We start from the raw sequence: 19,841 nt of genomic DNA, 5'->3' as shown, positions 1-19,841 counted from the left end.
CGGCTCTGACCGGGCGGACCGGTGGTCCGGATGGTCCGGGGTGGGGTTGGCTCCGGCGTCAGAGCGTTCTTCTGCTCCGTGAAACGTACCGCTGCGCCACGACGACCAGGATCAGGAAGCCTCCGCCGACCACCGACTGGTACGAGGAGTTCAGCGAGCCGATCTGGTTGATGAGGTTCTGGATGACGGCGAGCAGCAGGACGCCCCACAGGGTGCCGCTGACCGATCCGGCGCCGCCGGCCAGGAGCGTGCCGCCGATGACGACGGCGGCGATGGCGTCGAGCTCCATGCCGGTGCCGATGATGGTGACGCCGGAGGAGAGCCGGGCCGCGTTGAGGGCCCCCGCGAATCCCGCGAGCAGGCCGCTGAGCACGTACACCGTCGCCTTGGCGCGGGCGACGGGCAGCCCCATGAGGGTGGCCGCGTCACCGCTGCCGCCGACGGCGAAGAGGGTCTGTCCGAAGGAGGTGCGCTGGAGGACGACTCCGCCGGCGCCGAACAGGGCGAGCGCGACGAGGATCGGGTACCCGAAGCCGAGGACGCCGCCCTGGCCGAGTGCGGCGAACGCCGAGTCCCCGGGCACCAGATGGGTGGTGGCGCCCTCGTCGGTGAGGGCGAGCAGCAGTCCGCGCGCGCCCAGCAGGGAGGCGAGGGTGACGATGAAGGGCGCCATGCCGGCGCGGGCGATGAGCAGGCCGTTGAGCAGGCCGATCGCGCCGCAGACCACCAGCGGGACGAGGAGCGCCGGCAGCAGGCCCCACTGCGAGGCCCAGGCGGCGAGGACGCCGCCGAGGGCGAAGACGGAGCCGACGGACAGGTCGATGCCGCCGGTGATGATCACCAGGGTCATGCCGAGGGCCACGATCGCGAGGAACGAGGCCTGGACGAGGACGCCGCGGGCGTTGTCGAGGGTGGGGAAGGTGGGGTACGCGAAGGAGGCGATCAGCACGACGAGGAGGAGGACGGCGAGCACGCCCTGGCGCCGGACCAGGGAGAGGAGCCGCTCCGGTCCGGAGGTCCCGGCGTCCGCGTGCCCGGTCTTCGCGGGGGCGCCCGTCCCCGGCGCGGTGAGGGAGGAGGTGGGGTTCATCGGGGTCGGCGCTCCCGTGCGACGTAGACGGCGGCGACGATGATGGCCGCCTGGGCGATCTGGGCGGTGGAGTCGGGCAGGTCGTGCTTGACGAGGGTGGCGCGCAGGAGCTGCATGAGCAGGGCGCCCGCGACGGTGCCGAGGACGCGGACGGAGCCGCCGCTGAGCGGGGTTCCGCCGACCACGACGGCGGTGATGGCGGAGAGTTCCATCAGGGTGCCGAGCGAGGACGGGTCGCTCGCGGTGAGGCGGGCGGTGGCGAGGACGCCGGCGAGGGCGGCGAGCACCCCGCACAGGACGTAGACGCCGGTCAGGACGCGCTTCACGGGCAGGCCGGCCAGGGTGGCGGCGGCGCGGTTGCCGCCGATGGCGACGACCTGGCGGCCGAAGGTGGTCCGGTGGACGAGGAGGGCGACGGCGAGCGCGAGGGTTCCGGCGACGACCACGACCAGGGGGACGCCGAGGAGGCTGCCGGTGCCGAGGGCGAGCAGGTCGGGGTTGACGATCTGCTTGAGCTGCCCGTCGGCCATCACGAGCGCGAGGCCGCGTCCGCCGACGAACAGGGCGAGGGTCGCGACGATGGGTTGCAGCCCCACCACAGAAACCAGGGTGCCGTTGACCGCGCCGACGAGGGCGCCCGCGAGGAGGGCGACGAGCAGGGCGGGGACGAGTCCGTAGCCGAGGTAGAGCGGCAGCAGCGCCGTGGCCAGGGCCATGGCGGAGCCCACGGACAGGTCGACGCCCTCGGTGCCGATCACCAGGGCCATGCCGAGGGCCACGATGACGATCGGGGCGACCTGGACGAGCTGGGTGCGGAGGTTGTCGGCGGTGAGGAAGTGGTCGGTGAAGAGGGCGTTGAACAGCAGGAGCGCGGCCACGGCGGCGTACACGCCGTACTCCTGGAACCACGCGGCGGCGTTCGGGCGGGTCCCGGCGGCGCGGGCCGGCGCCGCGGTGGCTTGGATGGTCATCGGGGGTCCTCCTCGGCGGCCGGGGCGCCCGGTGCGGCGGGTTCGGGGTTCTTCACGAGCGGTACGGGGCCGGGCCCGGCTTCTCCGGGGGGCGGCGCGTGGCCGGGGGTTCCGGCGGACGGCGTGCGGCCGGTGTCCTCGGCGGGTGGTACGGGGCCGGGGCCCCCGGCGGGCGGCGCGTGGTCGGCGAGGGCCGCGAGCAGGGCCTCCTCCGACACGTTCTCGCCGACCAGTTCGCCGGCGGCGGCGCCGTTCCTGAGGACGACGATCCGGTCGGCGCCCTCGACGAGCTCCTCGATGTCGGAGGAGATCAGGAGGACGGCGAGGCCCTCCCGCGCGAGTTCGTCGACGAGGGCCTGGACCTCGGCCTTGGCCCCGACGTCGATGCCCCGGGTGGGTTCGTCGAGCAGCAGGACCTTCGGTTCGAGGCAGAGCCAGCGGGCCAGGAGGACCTTCTGCTGGTTGCCGCCGGAGAGTTCGCCGACCTTCTGCTCGGGGCTGGAGGCCTTGATCCGCAGCCGCTTCACGAAGACGTCGACCACCCGGTCCTGCCGTTCGCGCGAGACGATGCCGGCGCGCGAGAGCCGGGGCAGGGCGGCGAGCACGATGTTCTCGCGGACGGACAGGCCGGGGACGATGCCCTCGGCCTTGCGGTCCTCGGGGAGCAGGCTGATCCCGGCGCGGATCGCGCTCGCGGAGGAGGGCCGGCCGAGCGGCGTGCCGCCGACGCTCACCCCGCCCGCGTCCAGGGGCAGGGCGCCGGCCAGCGCCCTGGCGGTCTCGCTGCGTCCGGAGCCGAGCAGGCCGCCGAGGCCGAGCACCTCGCCGGGGTGGAGGTCGAGGGAGACGCCGTCCAGCTGGTGGCGGCGGGTCAGTCCGGTGGCGGTCAGGACGGGTTCGCGGGTGATGGTGTGGCCCTCGGCGCCGAAGCTCGTCACGCCGTGCCGGCGCACCTCGGAGACCTCGCGGCCCAGCATCATGGAGACGAGCCGTACGCGGTCGAGTCCGGCGAGCGGGCTGGTGTGGATGTGCCGGCCGTCGCGCAGGACGGTGACCCGGTCGCAGATCCGGTACAGCTCGTCCATGCGGTGGCTGACGTACAGCACGGCGATGTCGCGCCGGCGCAGGTCGTCGATGACGCGGAAGAGGGTCTCGACCTCGCGCGGTTCCAGGGAGGAGGTGGGTTCGTCCATGACGACGACGCGGGCCTCGACGGAGACCGCCCGGGCGAGGGCGACCATCTGCTGGGTGCCGATGCCCAGGGTGTTCAGCGGCCGGCGGGGGTCGACGGCGACGCCGAAGCCGCCGAGGAGCTCCGCGGCCTCGGCGTGCATCCGGGCGAAGTCGATGAGGCCGAGGCGGTTCTTGGGTTCGCGGCCGAGGAAGACGTTCCGGGCCACGCTCATCAGCGGGACCAGGTTCACCTCCTGGTAGATGGTGGAGATGCCGGCCTCCTGCGCCTCGGAGGGGCGGGCGAACCGCACCGGCCGTCCGGACAGGAGCAGTTCGCCGCCGTCCGGGCGGTGCACGCCGGTGAGCACCTTGACGAGGGTGGACTTGCCGGCGCCGTTCTCGCCGACGAGGGCGTGGGTCTCGCCGGCGCGGAGGGTGAACGAGACGTCGTCGAGGGCGACCACGCCGGGGAAGCGCTTCCCGACGCCGCGGGCCTCCAGCACCGTCGGCGCGGTGCCGCTCGGCGCGGGCGCCGGCGTTTCGGGGGGTGCCATGAACGTGGCCTTCCGGAGAGGGATCGTGGGAGGGGGTGGGGCCGCCCCCGTCGCCGGGCGGGCGGTGAGCGAGACCGCCGGGGGCCGGGGGGCGGGGCGGGCCCCGCGGCCGGGCGGGGAGGCCCGGGCCGGTGGGCGTACGGACCGAGCCGCGGTTCCCGCCGGAACCACGGCACCGGCCCGTACGGTTCGGGGGGCGGTGCCGGAGGACGTGCTCGTGCCGGTCCGCGCGTGCGCGCCGGCGTACGCCGGTGCCGGGCCGTGCGCCCTTGCCGGCCGTACGGCGACCCGGCCGTGCGTCCGTACCGGGGCGCGTCCGTACCGGCCTCGGGTCCGTACCGGCCTCGGGTCAGTACGCTCCGCCGAGGGACTCCTTGGCGTTGGCCGGGTCGTAGGAGCGGTCCGCGATGATGACGTCCTCGGGGACGCCCTCGCCGGCGTAGAACTTCTGCGCGGTGGCGAAGGCCAGCGGGCCGAAGCGCGGGTTGGACTCGATGACGGCGTTCAACTCGCCGGCGGCCAGGGCCTGGACGGCGTTGCGGGTGCCGTCGATGGAGACGATCCTGACGTCCTTGCCGGGGGTCTTGCCCGCCGCCCTGAGGGCGGTGACGGCGCCGAGGGCCATCTCGTCGTTCTCGGCGTAGACCGCCGTGATGCCGGGCTTGGACTGGATGAGCTGCTCCATGACCTGCTGGCCCTTGTCGCGGGCGAACTCGCCGGTCTGCTGGGCGACGATCTCCAGGCCGGGGGCGGTGGCCCTCACCTGGTCGACGAAGCCCTTGGTGCGGTCGGTGGTGACGCTGTTTCCGGAGGAGCCGAGCAGGATCGCGACCTTGCCCTTGCCGCCGGTCGCCTTCACCATCGCGTCGGCGGCCCGCTTGCCCTGCTCGACGAAGTCCGAGCCGAGGAAGGCCAGGTAGTCCTTGCAGGCGGTGGCGTTGATCTTGCGGTCGACGGTGAGGACCGGGACCTTCTTGGCGGCGGCGGCCCGGAGGGCGGGCTCCAGGCCGTCGGAGTTGAGCGGGGCGACGATGAGGAACTGGGCGCCCTGGGCGAGCATGTCCTGGATGTCGCTGATCTGCTTGGACAGCTGGGACTGCGCGTTGGTGGTGAGGAGCTTCTTGACGCCGATCCTGGCGGCCTCGTCCTTGATGGACCGCGTCTCGGCGATGCGGAAGGGGTTGGCCTCCTTCTCCGACTGGGAGAAGCCGACGATCGCGTTCTTGAGGTCGAGCTTCGGCGCGCCGTAGGAGGTGAGGGTGCAGCCCCCTCCGGCGGCGGCGGACGCGGTCGGCGTCTGGACCGTCTGGGCGCCCTGGCCGCTGTCGCCGCCCGCGTCGTCCACGGTCTCCGACTTGGCGCAGCCGGAGAGGGCGAGCGCGGCGGAGGCGACGACGGCGCAGGCGACCGAGAGGGTGCGGGTTCTCTTCGGAAGGGTCGGCGAAAGGGTCATCGGGAGGACACTCCTTGGCGGGGGACAGCACCGCCGAGTGGCGTGCGGTCGCGCGGGGCGGGAAGAGGAGCCGGTCCGCCGCGATGGGCCGGCGGACCGTTGGTGCACAGCCTCGATCCACCCGGATCAAGGCTCTGAGCTGGGAGGACAAAAGCTCGGAGCAGCCGTTCGCCAGATCGGCGGCTTCGGCTTTACAACGTTATAACCGCGTCCCGGCGAGCACGGCAAGGGGCCGGGACGACGTTTCCGGAACGCGTCCCCGGAACGAAGCGGCCGTAACGGCACCGGGGGTGACGGACCGTCGGCGCGGCCCCCGCACGAGGTCTGGACAGCCTCCGCGGCGCGTGCTGTCATTCCGCTGCACACGATTTTCCAACGTTGGAATGACGGCCGTCCGCTCTCGCCGGCACCCCCCGTGCCGGGGCGCGGACCGGTCGTACGCCGTCGTCCCCGGCCCGTCGGCGCGAACGCGCGGCGACCGGCCGGACCACCCGTGCCCCGAGACGGACGCGCGGCACCACCGGAGTGCCTCCGGCGTCACGCCTCCCCCGGGCCCGGCTCCGATTCCCCTCTCCGCGAGGAAAGACTCGATGACACGACGAAACACCCGCCCCCGAACCGGAATGGGGGCGCTGCTCACCGCGGCGGCCCTGGTGCTGTCCGTCGGCGCCCCGGTCTCCACCGCCTCGGCCGCGCAGCCGGCCGGGGCCGCCCCCGCGTCCGCCTCCTCCCCCGCCGCCCCGTCCGTCCCCTCCCCGTCCGCCCGTGACGCCGCCGTCGAAGTCCACGGTCTGAAGGGCGAGTACTTCGGCATGTCGGCGCCCGGCGCCCGGGACTTCGCCGAACTCGGCGGTGTCTCCCTCGACCCGCAGATCGACTTCTCCGGCCTGACCGGCACCTTCCAGTCGCTCACCGGCCGGTCCGAGCACACCACCGCCCGCTGGACCGGCCGGATCGAGGCCCCGGTCACCGGCGACTACACCTTCCACGGCATCGGGGACAACGGCTTCCGGCTCTTCGTCGACGGCGAGCCGGTCATCGACCACTGGGTGCCCGACTGGGACCGGGAGCAGACCAGCGCGCCCGTCCACCTGAAGGCCGGCGAGAAGCACGACTTCCGCCTGGAGATGTTCCAGGACGTCGGCGGCGCGAACATGTTCCTGCGCTGGTCGACGCCGACGCTGCCCAAGCAGCTCGTCCCGGAGTCCGCGTTCACCCCGCCCGCCGGCTTCGAGGTCTATCCGGTGGAGCCGACCGTCCCGGCGGACGGACGCCGGCTGCGGCTGCGGTTCGACCACCGGGTCGGCGGCCTGGAGAAGGTGGCGGAGCACCTCACCGTCGAGGCCGACACCACCCCGATGCCGGTCAGGAGGGTCCGCGTCGCCCCGGGCGACCGGAACAGCGTCCTCGTCGACCTCGCGGAGCCGATCCAGAAGGGCCAGCGCGTACGGGTCGACTACGACGGCCTCGGCGGGCTGAGGAACGGCACCGAGACCGTGCCCCGGATCCTGCGCTGGGCCGCCAACGCCTCCGCCCACCGGCTCACCACCGAGTGGGGCGACCGGCTGGACGAGAGGAACCCGCTGCCGGAGTACCCGCGCCCCCAGCAGGTGCGCGGCAAGTGGAAGAACCTCAACGGGCCCTGGCAGTTCGCCGGGGCCGGGGCGGGCGAGACGCCGGTCTTCGGCAAGGACCTGGACGAGCGGATCACCGTCCCGTTCCCGGTCGAGTCGCAGCTCTCCGGCATCGAACGGCACGAGGACCACATGGTCTACCGGCGCCTCGTGGACGTGCCGAAGGACTGGAAGGTCGGCAAGGCCGGCAAGGGCGACCGGCTGGTGCTCCACTTCGGCGCCGTCGACCACCGGGCCCGCGTCTGGGTCAACGGCACGCGGGTCGCCGAGCACACCGGCGGCTACACCGCCTTCAGCGCCGACGTCACCGACGCCCTCAAGGACAGGGGCCCGCAGGAGATCGTCGTCGCGGTCACCGACACCGGCGGCCCCAACCAGCCGACGGGCAAGCAGTCCACCGACCCGGGCGGCATCTTCTACACCCAGTCCTCGGGCATCTGGCAGACGGTGTGGATGGAGCCCGTCGCCCCCGTCTCCATCGACGACGTCGTCACGACCCCGGACATCGACACCGGCACCCTGGCCGTGAAGGTCGAGTCGGCCCGCGCCTCGGCCGGCGCGCGCGTGGAGGCCGTGGCCCGCGACACCCGCGGCCGGGTCGTCGGCCGGACCACCGGCCCCGCCGGTGCGGAGCTGCGGCTGCCGGTGGCGAACCAGCGGCTGTGGAGCCCGGACGACCCGTACCTCTACGACCTGGAGGTGCGGCTGACGGACGGCAGGTCGTCCGACCGGATCGACAGCTACTTCGGCATGCGGAAGATCGCGGTCGAGAAGGTCGGCGGCTTCCCCAAGCTGGTCCTCAACGGCAAGCCGGTCTTCTCCCTCGCCACCCTCGACCAGGGCTTCTGGCCGGACGGCCTCCACACCCAGCCCAGCGACGAGGCGCTCGCCTTCGACCTGGAGGCCCACAAGAAGCTCGGCTTCAACGCCGTGCGCAAGCACATCAAGGTGGAGTCGCCGCGCTGGTTCTACCACGCGGACCGGCTCGGCCTCCTGGTCTGGCAGGACTTCGTCTCCGGCAACCTCACCGACGACACCGGCCACCGGGCCTTCGTCGACCAGGGCCGCGAGATGATGCGCCAGCACCACGACTCCCCCTCCGTCATCGGCTGGATCGTCTTCAACGAGGGCTGGGGCGAGTGGAACCGGGAGGAGACCGGCCGGATCGCCGAGGCCGTGAAGGCGGCCGACCCGTCCCGGATCGTCAACGCCCACAGCGGGGTCAACTGCTGCAACTCCAAGGGCGACTCCGGCAAGGGCGACGTCCTCGACCACCACGACTACGACAACACCGACGCCCCCTACCCGGACCACCGGATCGCGATGGACGGCGAGCACGGCGGCTTCACCCTGCGCACCCCCGGCCACATGTGGCCCGGCGCCCCGACCGTGATCTACAGCGGCGTCGCCGACAAGGAGGCCCTGACCCGCACGTACGTCGAGAACACCGAGAAGTTCTACCTGGAGGCCGCGGGCGCCGAGCTGTCCGGCTCCGTCTACACCCAGATCTCCGACCTGGAGAACGAGCTCAACGGCCTCTACACGTACGACCGCCGGGAGATCAAGGTCGATCCGGTGCGGGTCCGCGAGATCAACCGCAGGGTGATCGCGGCGGGCGCGGCCGCCGGGCAGCGCGCCCCGCTCGCCGGCGGCGGCTCCTGGTCCCTGGACGAGGGCGCGGGCACGACCGCGCGGGACTCCGGGCCGCAGAACCGGCCGCTCACCCTGAACGGGGGCACCGCGTGGGGCCCGGGCGTCGACGGCAGCGCGCTGAGGTTCGACGGGAAGGGCGGCTTCGCCCGGACCGACGGCCCGGTCGTGGACACCACCACGAGCTACACCGTGTCCGCGTGGGCCGCGCTCGACGCCCTGCCGGGCAACTACGCGACCGTGGTCAGCCAGGACGGCCGGCGCCGGGAGAACCCCTTCTACCTCCAGTACGGGCAGGGCGCCTTCGCCTTCAGCACCCCGGGCGGCCACCGCGCCCGGTACGCGACGACGCCCGAGCTCAGCCGCTGGTACCACCTGGTGGGCGTGCGGGACGCGGCGAGGAACGAGATCCGGCTGTACGTGGACGGCGCGCTCGTGGCGACGGCGGTCCCGGGCCCGGCGGACGTGAGCACCGGTCCGCTCGCGGTCGGGCGCGCCCGGTGGGGCGGCGGGAACGTCGACTTCTGGAACGGTTCGGTCGACCGGGTGCGCGCCTTCGACCGGGCGCTCTCCTCCGAGGAGGTGACCGCGCTGCACGCGGCCGGGAAGCCGTAAGCCGTGATCGGCACATGAGCGAGCGGGTCCTTCCGGGCGGTGACGCCCGGAAGGACCCGCTTCCCTTTCGGTCGGGGCCCGTCAGGGCGCCCAGGGGGCTTCGAGCGTCCAACTGCTGTCGGCCGTGAGCGTCTGCGGGCGGTCGAAGCCGCCGCTCCCGGCGCCCGAGGCGATGGACACCGCGGACTCGAAGTGGCGCAGGTACGCGCCGGGGACGTTCAGCGACTCGAAGGTGACGCCGGTCCCGCCGACGCCCGGCCGGGCGCAGAAGGTGGCGTCCTGCCGGAGGAGCGCGGTGCCGTCGTCGGCGGCGGTGCCCACCCGGCTGTCGGCGTGCCGCAGGAAGCGGCCCGGGTAGTTGACCGCCTCGAACGAGTAGCAGGACGAGTCGGCGAGGCCGCGCCGCACCGTGAACGTGGCGTCCTGCTTCAGCAGGGCGGCACTGTTCCCGTTGACGACCTCGGTCCGGGCCAGGCTGTCGGCGTGGCGCAGGTAGCGGTCGGTGTGGCCCCAGGTGGTGACGCGCAGCGAGCGCCGCACGTCCGTGGGCAGCAGGACGGAGCTGCGCCACAGGGCGGGCTCGCCCGTGTTCCAGGTGGCGTCCGCCGCGAAGGAGGAGGCCGTGTCCCAGGGGTTGGGGCCGCCGCCGCGGGCGAGGTACACGTTGTCGGCGTAGTGCCGCAGGTACGCGCCGGGGAAGTTCAGCGACTCGTACGAGGTGCCGCCGGCCGCGAGTCCGGTGCGGGCGCACCAGGTGGCGTCGGCCGCGAACGACCCGCCCGTGTTGCCGTCGAGACGTACGCGGTTGGCGGAGTGGCGCAGATAGCGCCCGGGCAGGTTCACCGACTCGAAGGAGTGGCAGCGCGGGTCGGCGAGTCCGGCGACGGTGCGGAAGGAGGCGTCCTGGCGGGCCCCGTCGGCGGAGGCGCCGGTCAGCACGTCGGTGCGGGCGAGGGAGTCGGCGTGCCGCAGGTAGCGGTCGGTGTACCCGGGCGTGGTGACCCGGAAGGAGCGCACGTGGCCGAGGGTGTGGCCCGGTGTCGCGTTGAGGTTGCGGGAGGCGGCGATCAGCGTGCCGTGGGCGGCACGCAGGGCGGCGGTGTCGACCTTCTGGATCCGCCGGTCGTAGGTGAGCAGGCCGTTGTACTCGCCCTCGACGTCGGTGATCTCGGTGTAGACGTAGGCGGAGACGCCCTTGGTGGTCATGAGCGACTGCACGTCGCGGACCATGCCGGTGTACCGGTCGTTGAGCCGGGCGGCGCTCGACACCTGCTCGTAGGCGAAGAACTGCCCGTCGGGGCTGTACTCGTGGCCGGGGGTGCGCAGTCCGATGCCGCCGAACTCGCCGAGGACGGAGATCCGGGTGGCCGAGGGCCGGGGTGCGTCGGGCCCGGTGTAGACGTGCCAGTCGATGATGTCGCCGGTGCCCGGATCGCCCTTGGAGGCGCAGCAGTTGTAGCCGCTGTGGGCGTTCATCAGGCGGCCGGGGTCGTAGTTCTCCAGGTCGGTGGTGATCCGGCGGGTGTCGTCGAGGTTCCACTCGCCCCAGCCCTCGTTGAACGGGACGTAGGCGACGACGGCCGGGGAGAACCGGTGCTCGTCGACGATCTCGCGGGCCTCGGTCTCGAACCGGGCGATCTGCGCCGGGGTGCGGTTGGCGTCGAAGGCCTGGGTGGAGGGGATGTCCTGCCACACCAGGAGTCCGAGCCGGTCGGCGTGGTAGTACCAGCGGGCGGGCTCGACCTTGATGTGCTTGCGCACCATGTTGAAGCCCAGGTCCTTGTGCTTCTGGAGGTCGGAGGCGAGGGCGGCGTCGGTGGGCGCGGTGTAGAGGCCGTCGGGCCAGAAGCCCTGGTCGAGGGTGCCGATCTGGAAGACGAACTCGCCGTTCAGGGTGGGGCGCATGACCCCGTTGACGAGCTTCTTGCCGATCTCGCGCATGCCGAAGTAGCTGGTGACGGTGTCGACGGCGGCGCCGGATGCGCCCAGGAGGGTGACCCTGAGGTCGTACAGGAAGGGGTCGTCGGGCGACCAGCGGCGGGCGTTCGGGACGGGGACGGAGAACTCGGTGAAGCCGCCGGTGGCGGTGCCGACCACCCGGGTGCCGTTCAGGGCCTCGGCGCGGACGGTGTGGCCGGTGACGTCGCCGCGGGTGAAGACCCTGACCCGCGCGGTGCCGGTGGCGAGGTCGGGCCTGATGTCGACGGAGTAGACCGACGAGACGGGGGTGGGCTCCAGCCAGACGGACTGCCAGATGCCGGAGGTGGGCGTATAGAAGATGCCGCTGGGGTTGTTGGTCTGCTTGCCGACCGGCTGCTTCTCGCCGCGCCCGTCGGTGGGGTCGTAGACGCGGACGACCAGCTCGTTGGAGCCGGCGCGCAGCTGCGGGGTGATGTCGGCCTCGAAGCGGTCGTAGCCGCCCTTGTGGCTGGTGACGCGGGTGCCGTTGACCCAGACGGTGGCCTCGTGGTCGACGGCGCCGAAGTGGAGCTGGACCCGGCGGCCCGACCAGTTCTGGGGGACGGTGAAGGAGCGCTTGTAGAACATCAGGTCGCGGTTGTCGTTGCGCATGATCCCGGAGAGGGCGGACTCCACCGGGTACGGGACGAGGATGCGCTCGGGCAGGGTCTGGCCGAGCGGCGGGGCCGCGTTGCGGTCGACGTTGCCCGCGCCGTCGGCGGGCGGGTTGAGGAACTCCCACTCGCCGTTCAGGGACTGCCAGTCGGGCCGTGTCATCTGGGGGCGCGGGTACTCGGGCAGGGGGGCGGTGGTGGACACCTGAGAGGTCCACGGGGTGGTCAGGGGCGGCGTCTTGGGGACGACGGCGGCGGAGGCTGCGGTGGTTCCGGTGAAGAGCAGGCCTCCGGCCATAGTCAACAGGGCCGCCAGGCAGGCGACGACGCGTCGCATCGGGTTCCTCCTGGGCAGGACGGCGCCCGGAGTCCGGCACGCGCCGGGGCCGTCCGGCCCGTCGGCGTGCGGGATTCCGTGCGGAGTTGACGAGCGGCTCGAACGAGGGCCGTCCGGCGGAACGGGGGCGGACGGGCCCGAGGGACGGAGCGCCCCGGTCCTCGGCGGCGGACGAGGTGGGGAGGAACCTAACAGGAAACAGTTCTCGACGGAATCACCCAGCAATCGAAAGGAAACAAACAATTTCCCTCGACCCACCTCAAGGCGCACACGCCCCCATGTTGACATGTTCACTCTCGGCCGGGATGCTGCGGACGCTGGATTACATCGATGTAAACCGTGTCGGCCGGCCTCACCGGGAGCCCCCATGAAGCGTGCACGACGCCCCTCCGGCGTACTCGTCCTGGCGCTGTCCCTGCTCTTCGCCCTGGTCGCGGCCCTGCCCGGGGCCGCTCCCGCCGAGGCGGGAGCGGCCCCGGGCAGGGCCGCCGACCCGAGCGTCCTGCGGGTCGGCGGCACCTACGTCGCGGTGCAGTCGACCGGCAACGGCATCGACGTGCGCCAGGCCCCGTCGACGGCCGGGCTCGCCACCGCGCCGGCCCGCCGGATCTGGACCGACACCCGGAACCTCGGCGAGGTGTGGGCGCCGGAGATCGTCCGCGACGGCGGGCGCTACCACGTCTACTTCACGGCCGGCCGGGGCGCCGCCCACCGGATGTACGCGATCAGCTCCGCGAGCCCCGACAGCGGGTACACGGCGGAGACGAGGCTCGCCCTGCCCGACGACAAGTGGGCCATCGACGGCACCCTGTTCACCTTCAGCGGGCAGCGCTGGTTCGTCTGGTCGGGATGGGCCGGGGACACCGACGTCGAGCAGAACCTCTACATCGCCCGGATGAGCGGCCCCACCACCCCGACCGGTGCGCGGTACGTCATCTCGCAGCCGCGCGAGCCCTGGGAGCGGGTCGTCGGCAACCCGTACGTCAACGAGTCCCCCGAGGCGATCAAGGACCCGAACGGGCAGCTCCACGTCGTCTACTCCGCCAACGGGAGCTGGAGCGACCGGTACTGCCTGGCCGACCTGCGGCTGCGGGCCGGCGGCGACCCGACGCACGTGTGGGACTGGTACAAGTCGAACGGCTGCCTCTTCGGCTCCCACCGCGACGCCATGATGTCCGGCTGGGACCCGACGCTGCGCGTCGACGGCCCCGGCCACCACAGCTTCGTCCTGCTCGACGGCGACATCGCCACGAGCCCGCCGGCCGGTCCGACGTTCCCGCTGATGTTCCACGCGGTGCCGAAGGGGACGCCGTACTCCTGGGAGAACCGCTACTGGTACACGGGCGGCTTCTGCTGGTGGGGCGGCACCACGTACCGGCGGGCGAACGTCCCCGGCGCGAACACGGACACCGGCTGGAGCCTGAAGTTCTTCGAGTGACGGGCCCTCCGGGCCGCGGCTCCCCCGAGCGGTCCCCTCGCACCTCCCCGCATCCGGAGTCCCCGCCCGCGCCGAAGCACGGGTGGGGTCCACGAACCGGTCCGGGGGCGAGGAGGCGGCATGCGCATCGACGGGAAGCGCGTCCTGGTGGTGGGGGCGACCGGCACCGTCGGCGGACTCGCCGCGCAGCGGCTGACGCGCCTGGGCGCGTCGGCGGCGCTGGCCGGCCGCGACCGGAAGCGGCTCGCCGGGGTGTCGGAGGCCCTGGGCGGGCGCCCGCACCGCGTCTTCGAGGCCTACGACCTGAGCGCCTGCGAAGGGCTCGCCCCCTGGGCCGCCGAGGCCCTGGGCGGCCTCGACGCCGTCGTGGTCGCCCTGGGCACGGCCGGTTTCGGAGCCGCCCGGGACATGCCCGAGGCCGCCGCCGAGCACCTCGTGGCGGTGAACGCCCTGGCCCCCATGGCGGTGGTCCGCGGGGCCCTGCGCGTGCTGCCGCCGGGAAGCGCCGTCTGCGCCGTCACCGGCGTCGTCGTCGACCGGCCGCCGTCCGGCACCGCCGACTACGCGGCGGCCAAGTCCGCGCTCGCCGCGTGGCTCGGCGTCGCGGCCCGCGAGTCGCGGCGCGCCGGGGTGGCCGTCCTGGACGTGCGCATGCCCCACCTGGACAACGGCTTCGCCGAGCGCGCCGTGGTCGGCACCCCTCCGCCCCTGCCCGCGGGCGCCGCGGCGGCCGACGCGGTGGAGTCGCACCTCGTCGCCCCGCTCCTGGAACGCCTCGGAAGCGGCGGACCCCCGCGCGCGGGCCGGGCGGGGGCGGCGGAAGGCGCGGGACGATGACCGGGGACCCCTCCGCCGGGGACGGTCGCGGCGAGTCCGGCGTCCCGTCCCCGGCCTGGCGGGAGGCGCCCGACGGGGGCCGCACGGCGCCGCGCCGCTGCGCCCACCTGGACGCCCCGGCGGGACCGGGTCCCGCCCCGGGGGCCGTGTGCGCGGCGTGCGCGGCGCGGGGCCGGGCCTGGCGGCGGCTGCGGTGGTGCGCGACCTGCGGGCACGTGGGGTGCTGCGACAGTTCCCCCGGGGCGCACGCGCACGCCCACCACCTCGCGACCGGGCACCCGGTGGCCGTGTCCCTCGCCCCGGACGAGGACTGGGCCTGGTGCTTCGCGGACGAGCTGTTCCTGGTGCCGGTGACGGCGCCCCCGGACACGGCTCGCCGGAACCCGGCCCCCGGCCACGATCCGCCGGAAAGGCCCTGAGGGCCCTCCGCCCGGGAAGGACGCGCCGGCGCGGGCTCAGCCCACGCCGGTCAGCGTGGCGTAGACGACCGTGTTGGCCCGGTAGCCGGTGTCGCCGGACCAGTCGCCGCCGCAGGTGATCAGCCGCAGCTCCGGACCGCCGGAGCCGCCGTAGACCTTGTCGTCGGGGAAGCGGTCCTTGGCGTGCTCCTCCACCGCGTCGACCGTGAAGAGGGCCGTGCTGCCGTCCGCGCGCTCGACCGCGATCCCGGCGCCCGGCGTCAGGGCGCCGAGCCGGTGGAAGACGGCGGGGCCGGCGGGGGTGTCCAGATGGCCCGTCAGGACGGCCGTCCCCGCCGAGCCGGGCGGGGTGCCCCGGGCGTACCAGCCGGCGAAGGCCGGGAGGTTCGGCGGGGGCGGCTCCAGCTTTCCCTCCGCGTCCAGTTCGAGGCGCATCAGCCGGGCGTCGACCCCAATGAGCGGGATCCGGACCCGTACCGGATCGGACGCGGGGAGCGGCTCGGCGACGGCCCCGGAGCGGCCCGGGACGTCCGGCCCGGCGGCCCGCGCCTCCTGCGGGAGGGCCCGCGCGGCGGGCGGCGGGGCGTCGTGGCCGGCCGTCGCGTCGAGGAGCAGCAGCGCCCCGGCGAGCGCGGCCCAGACCGGGAGCGGGACGTGCCGCGGGCGCGGGCCGCCGGTCCGCGTCAGGCCCGGTTCCCCGCGCCCGCGGCGCGCCGGCGCATCCCGAACGCTCCGCCCGCGACGGCCGCGCCGACCAGGAGCCAGCCGAGGCCGAACTCGCTCTCCTTGCCCGCGCTCCCGCCGAAGCCGGCGTCGACGGCGCCGTTCGGGCGGCCGGAGATCCGGTACGTGGCGGTCATCTTCTTCCGGGGCGGGCACTTGAGCGTCACGGTGTCCGTACCGGAGGGGACGTCCTTCGGCAGCCGGAACTCACCCGTCAGGACGCCCTTCCGGTCGCCCGGGAGCAGGTGGAACCTGCCGCCGGCCACGGACTCGCCCTTGCCGTAGGTCTCCTTGCCGCAGGCGGTCGTGCTGACGGTGACGGTGCTGCCGGGAGACGCCGTCCCCGGGGCGACGCGGACGTCCCCCGAAGCGGCGGCCTCGCCCTCGGCGGCCACGGCGGTGGAGGCGGGAAGGACCAGGGCGCCGACGATCAGGACGGCCGTGGCACCGGTACGGGCGAGACGCATGTTTTCTCCTCGGACGGAGCGGTTCCCGCCCGGCTCTTCCGCGCGGCTCCTGTGCTGTGCTCCGAGCACGAGGGAAAGGCCCGCCGCTGGTCATCGCAACGCGAGCGGCGCCCGGGGATGTCGCCCGGTCGGCCGCCCGGCCGCCGTCCGCGCCGTCGTCGCCGCAGGTCACGGCGGTGGGACCGCCGTACCGAAAACGCCCGTGTCCGAGGGGCGAACGGGTTAGGGCGCCTCCGACCACGATCCGCCGGACTCCCCCCGGGGCACGTTCCTCCCCGTTCCGCCGGACTCCCCGGGGCACGTTCCTCCCCGTTCCGTCGGACTCCCCCGGGCCCGCCCGCCCCCGATCCGCCGGACGGGCCGCGGGGCGGGCGCCGCAGGTCCGGCCCGACGGGCTGGACGCGTTCCGGGTGCTGACGGCGCATCACGTGGTTCCCGTCCGGGCGGGCGGCGTTCGGGGGACGGGCGGCCCGGCCGGGTGATCAGCGGTGGCGGGGCGGTGGGCCCGCTCATAGCTTCGCCGTATGACAAGACGACAGATCGCCCTCGTGGCGTGTGCCGTGGCCGCCGTGACGACGGGCGTGGCCGCCGCTCCGCCCCTCGCCCCCGAGGCCTCCGCCGCCTCCCGGACCGTGCACCGGGTCGAGCCCGGCGAATCGATCCAGAAGGCCGTGGACGCCGCGCGGCCCGGGGACAGCATCGTGCTCGCCCCCGGCACCTACCGCGAGAGCGTCACCATCACCACGTCGAACCTGACCCTGCGGGGCTCGACGGTCTTCCCGACCGTCGTCGTGCCCGGCAAGGCCGCCACCGGGGCGTGCGCCGAGGCCGGCCACGGCATCTGCGTGACCGGCACCGCCCGGCACCCCGTCGAGAACGTCACCGTGCGCTCCCTGACGCTTCGGAACTTCGCCCGGAACGGCCTGTGGGCCTCCCGCACCGACCGGCTGACGGTCCGGGGCGTGACCGCCGAGAAGAACGGCAACTGGGGCATCGCGCAGGAGCGCTCCGTCCGCTCCGTGCTGACCGGCAACACCGCCCGGGACAACGGCGACGCGGGCCTCTTCGTGTCCAACACCACCGACACGGAGGAAGGGGCCGTCGACACGAAGGGCACGCTGATCAGCCACAACCGCCTGTCCGGCAACCGCATCGGCCTCACCGTGCGGCGGCTGCGGAACGTCACCGTCGACCGCAACGAGGCGACCGGCAACTGCGCCGCGGTCTTCGTCGTCGGCGACGAGTCCACCCCGCGCGCCGGAGCGATGAGCCTGCGCCGCAACCACATCCACGCCAACAACAAGTACTGCCCCAAGACCCCCCGCCTGCCCTTCCTCCAGGGCTCGGGGATCGTCCTCACCGGCGCCGAGGAGACGCTGGTGGCCGACAACCGGATCGAGGACAACAAGGGCACCTCGCCGCTGTCGGGCGGCATCGTGCTCTTCAAGAGCTTCGTGGGCGCCCTCAACGAGCGCAACGAGATCCGCGACAACGTCGTGCTCCGCAACGGCACGGCCGACCTCGCCGACCGCGACACCGGCAAGGGCAACACCTTCCGCGGCAACACCTGCGAGGTCTCCGAGCCCGCGGGCATGTGCTGACCCCGCTCCCCTCCCCCCACGGCACGACAGAGAAGGCAAGGCGACAGATGACGACCGTTGACCCGGTGAGGACCGTCGACCCCGCTCCCCCGCCGCCCATGCGGCTGCGGGAGCTCGTTTTCGGAGCGGCGTGCGCCGCCGCCGTGCGGGCCGCCGCCCGGCTCGGCGTGGCGGACGCCCTCCAGGACACGCCCGCGAGCGTGGAGGACCTGGCGGAGGCGGTGCGGGCCGAGCCGCGGACGCTGCGCCGGCTGCTGCGCGCCCTGGCCTGCCAGGGGATCTTCGCGGAGCGGCCCGACGGCGCCTTCGCGCACACGGAGATGTCCCGGCTGCTGCGCGAGGACGACCCGCACAGCCTGCGGTACATCGCGCTGTGGTGCACCGAGCCGTGGACGTGGGACGTCTGGCCGAGGCTCGACGAGGCGGTGCGCACCGGCGGCAGCGTCTTCGAGGACGTGTACGGCAGGGAGTTCTTCCCGTACCTCAACGAGGACGCGCCCGAGTCCGCGTACGTGTTCAACCGGGCCATGACCACGTCGAGCCGGCAGTCCGCGCAGGACGTGGCCGACCTGCTCGACCTGTCGGGCGCGGCGTCGGTCGCGGACATCGGCGGCGGCCAGGGGCACGTCCTGGCGAGCCTCCTGGAGCGGCACCCCGCCCTGGAGGGCACGCTGCTCGACCTGCCGGGCGTGGTGGGGAACGCCGACCCGCGCCTGCGGGCGGGCGGGACGCTCGCCCCCCGGGCCCGGGTCGTGGCCGGGGACTGCCGCGAGGACATCCCGGTCGAGGCCGACGTGTACGTCCTCAAGAACATCCTGGAGTGGGACGACGACAGCACCCGCAGGGCGCTGGCCAACGTCCGGCGGGCGGCCCGGCCCGGCGCCCGCGTCGTCGTGATCGAGAACCTGGTGGACGACACGCCCTCGATGCGGTTCACGACGGCGATGGACCTGCTGCTGCTCCTCAACGTCGGCGGCGCCAAGCACACGCGGGAGAGCATGCTGGAGCGGCTGACGGACGCGGGGCTTGCCGTCGGCGAGGTCCGCCCGGTGAACGCCTACCTCCACGCCTTCGAGTGCACCGTTCCCGCCTGACCGGGGCGTCCCCCTCGTAGCGGGGGAAAGTCCGAGGCCGCCGGCTCCGCTTCTCGCGGGGCCGGCGGCCTTCGGGTTTCCCGTGCCTCGGGACCGGTCAGGAGGCGGGGTCGCGCTCCCAGCGGTAGAAGCACTGCGCCATGGCGTCCCTGGGGCTGCGCCAGGTCTCCGGGTGGTAGGCGCTGACGTACGTCGCCAGGCGGTCGCTGACGTCCCGGAACTCGGGGTGCCCGGTCAGCTTCGCGATGGCGGGCGCCGGATCCCGCTCGGACTCGATGAGGTGCAGGTAGACGTCGTCGCCGAACTGGAAGAGGCTGCGGCGGGAGACGCCCACCAGGTGGGGCAGTTCACCGCTGTCCGAGGCGGCGAACACGTCGGCGATCGCCGGCGCCGAACCGGGCGCCATGCGGGCGACGATCAGGGCGTGGTGCATCGGGCGTCCTTCCTGGGACGGCTCAGTCGGAGAGGACCGGGGCGGGCCGGCGCTCGCGAGCGGCCTGCTCGATGCGGTCCCGGATGAGGGCCATCTGGGTGCGGGAGTTGCGGTTGATGTTGTCGGTCATCCAGTCGTCGTCGACCGGGGCGTCCGGCTTCATCGCGAAGTCCTGCACCCAGCGCATGTGCACGCCGGCCGGGGTCTCCTCGTACTCCCACCGGATGTTCATGTGGGCGAAGGGGCCGGTCTCGACGCGGCGGGCGGTGACGGTCCGCCGCGCGCGGTCGGGGGTGCGCTCCGAGACCCAGCTCCAGACCTTGCCGGACTCGTCCGGGTGCATGGTCAGGCGGAAGGTCGTCGTGTCGCCCTCGCGGGAGAGCACCTCGACGGAGGCGTACTCGCTGAAGAGGTCGGGCCAGTTCTCGAGGTCGTTGGTCATGTCCCAGACGAGGTCGAGGGGGGCGTCGACGGTGATGCTGTTGTCGGTGTGTCCTGACACGTCAGACTCCGGTGGTGAGGGTGCTGTTGACGAGGCCGAGGAAGTCGGCCGGGGTCTTGCTGCGCTCGGCGTCGGGCGGCAGTGCCACGCCGTGGCGGTTCTCCAGCTCGCCGACGATGCCGAGCAGGCCGAGCGAGTCGACGCCGAGGGCGCTGAAGGGGACGTCCGAGGCGTTGCGGAGGTCCTCGGGGGCGACGGTGACGCCCGCCGACTGCTTGACCAGCGCGGCCAGCTCCTCGAAGGTCAGTTCGTTGGTGCTCATGTGTGTTCTCCTTCT

15 protein-coding genes and 2 pseudogenes are annotated in these 19,841 nt (G+C 73.6%); 6 read left to right on the top strand and 11 right to left on the bottom strand.

Going from position 1 to position 19,841, the window contains the following annotated elements:
• Positions 1-58: 58 nt before the first annotated feature.
• The 4 genes from ACIQKA_RS04000 to ACIQKA_RS03985 form a co-directional block, all read right to left on the bottom strand.
• A complete protein-coding gene (locus ACIQKA_RS04000) occupies positions 59-1,090 on the bottom strand; it encodes an ABC transporter permease (RefSeq protein WP_402539881.1) in 1,032 nt (343 codons plus the stop codon).
• Positions 1,087-2,061, bottom strand: a complete 975-nt coding sequence (locus ACIQKA_RS03995) for an ABC transporter permease (protein WP_402539880.1) — start codon at positions 2,059-2,061, stop codon at positions 1,087-1,089. The genes ACIQKA_RS04000 and ACIQKA_RS03995 overlap by 4 nt, the downstream gene beginning before the upstream one ends.
• Positions 2,058-3,788 carry a sugar ABC transporter ATP-binding protein gene (locus tag ACIQKA_RS03990; protein WP_402539879.1) on the bottom strand — a complete coding sequence of 577 codons (1,731 nt, stop codon included), beginning with the start codon at positions 3,786-3,788 and terminating at the stop codon, positions 2,058-2,060. Before ACIQKA_RS03990 ends, ACIQKA_RS03995 begins: the two co-directional genes overlap by 4 nt.
• Positions 3,789-4,137: 349 nt before the next feature.
• Entirely contained in the window at positions 4,138-5,241 is a 1,104-nt protein-coding gene (locus ACIQKA_RS03985; protein WP_402539878.1) for an ABC transporter substrate-binding protein, read from the bottom strand.
• Positions 5,242-5,831: 590 nt separating this feature from the next.
• Between ACIQKA_RS03985 and ACIQKA_RS03980 the strand changes: the two genes are divergently transcribed.
• Positions 5,832-9,140, top strand: a complete 3,309-nt coding sequence (locus ACIQKA_RS03980) for a LamG-like jellyroll fold domain-containing protein (RefSeq protein WP_391093740.1) — start codon at positions 5,832-5,834, stop codon at positions 9,138-9,140.
• Positions 9,141-9,221: 81 nt separating this feature from the next.
• On the opposite strand, the pseudogene ACIQKA_RS03975 reads toward ACIQKA_RS03980, so the two are convergent.
• Positions 9,222-9,656: pseudogene (locus tag ACIQKA_RS03975) on the bottom strand (AbfB domain-containing protein); the annotation flags it as partial.
• 60 nt (positions 9,657-9,716) lie between these two features.
• Positions 9,717-12,050, bottom strand: a pseudogene (locus ACIQKA_RS03970) (AbfB domain-containing protein); the annotation flags it as partial.
• Positions 12,051-12,417: 367 nt separating this feature from the next.
• On the opposite strand from ACIQKA_RS03970, the gene ACIQKA_RS03965 reads away from it, so the two are divergent.
• From ACIQKA_RS03965 to ACIQKA_RS03955, 3 genes are all read left to right on the top strand, one after another.
• Positions 12,418-13,488, top strand: coding sequence for a glycoside hydrolase family 43 protein (locus ACIQKA_RS03965; RefSeq protein ID WP_402539877.1), 1,071 nt, complete (start codon positions 12,418-12,420; stop codon positions 13,486-13,488).
• Between the two features lie 120 nt (positions 13,489-13,608).
• Positions 13,609-14,325 (top strand): SDR family NAD(P)-dependent oxidoreductase, encoded by a 717-nt coding sequence (locus tag ACIQKA_RS03960; RefSeq protein ID WP_391093741.1) that lies wholly within the window; start codon positions 13,609-13,611, stop codon positions 14,323-14,325.
• Positions 14,322-14,744 carry a UBP-type zinc finger domain-containing protein gene (locus ACIQKA_RS03955; protein ID WP_390106783.1) on the top strand — a complete coding sequence of 141 codons (423 nt, stop codon included), beginning with the start codon at positions 14,322-14,324 and terminating at the stop codon, positions 14,742-14,744. The genes ACIQKA_RS03960 and ACIQKA_RS03955 overlap by 4 nt, the downstream gene beginning before the upstream one ends.
• A gap of 36 nt (positions 14,745-14,780) precedes the next feature.
• Here the strand turns inward: ACIQKA_RS03955 and ACIQKA_RS03950 are convergent, their stop codons facing one another.
• Positions 14,781-15,359 carry a class F sortase gene (locus ACIQKA_RS03950; protein WP_402540244.1) on the bottom strand — a complete coding sequence of 193 codons (579 nt, stop codon included), beginning with the start codon at positions 15,357-15,359 and terminating at the stop codon, positions 14,781-14,783.
• Between the two features lie 68 nt (positions 15,360-15,427).
• Positions 15,428-15,934, bottom strand: a complete 507-nt coding sequence (locus ACIQKA_RS03945) for a sortase (RefSeq protein WP_383447067.1) — start codon at positions 15,932-15,934, stop codon at positions 15,428-15,430.
• 524 nt (positions 15,935-16,458) lie between these two features.
• Here ACIQKA_RS03945 and ACIQKA_RS03940 point away from each other — a divergent pair.
• Complete coding sequence (locus ACIQKA_RS03940; RefSeq protein WP_402539876.1) at positions 16,459-17,535, top strand: nitrous oxide reductase family maturation protein NosD; 1,077 nt, start codon at positions 16,459-16,461, stop codon at positions 17,533-17,535.
• A 47-nt stretch (positions 17,536-17,582) separates the two neighbouring features.
• Positions 17,583-18,629, top strand: coding sequence for a methyltransferase (locus ACIQKA_RS03935; RefSeq protein WP_383153968.1), 1,047 nt, complete (start codon positions 17,583-17,585; stop codon positions 18,627-18,629).
• Positions 18,630-18,726: 97 nt separating this feature from the next.
• Here the strand turns inward: ACIQKA_RS03935 and ACIQKA_RS03930 are convergent, their stop codons facing one another.
• The 3 genes from ACIQKA_RS03930 to ACIQKA_RS03920 are packed head-to-tail and all read right to left on the bottom strand — an operon-like array spanning position 18,727 to position 19,826.
• Entirely contained in the window at positions 18,727-19,062 is a 336-nt protein-coding gene (locus ACIQKA_RS03930; protein ID WP_062757670.1) for a TcmI family type II polyketide cyclase, read from the bottom strand.
• Between the two features lie 22 nt (positions 19,063-19,084).
• The gene (locus tag ACIQKA_RS03925; RefSeq protein WP_383153970.1) at positions 19,085-19,564 is read right to left on the bottom strand and encodes an SRPBCC family protein; all 480 of its coding nucleotides are present in this window, start codon (positions 19,562-19,564) and stop codon (positions 19,085-19,087) included.
• 1 nt (position 19,565) lies between these two features.
• Positions 19,566-19,826 carry an acyl carrier protein gene (locus ACIQKA_RS03920; protein WP_383153972.1) on the bottom strand — a complete coding sequence of 87 codons (261 nt, stop codon included), beginning with the start codon at positions 19,824-19,826 and terminating at the stop codon, positions 19,566-19,568.
• Between the last annotated feature and the right edge of the window lie 15 nt (positions 19,827-19,841).

This window comes from Streptomyces sp. NPDC092045 (genome assembly GCF_044756005.1).
Lineage (GTDB): Bacteria > Actinomycetota > Actinomycetes > Streptomycetales > Streptomycetaceae > Streptomyces.
The sequence above is the reverse complement of the archived record's forward strand: the minus strand, read 5'-3'. Positions and strand labels throughout refer to the sequence as shown.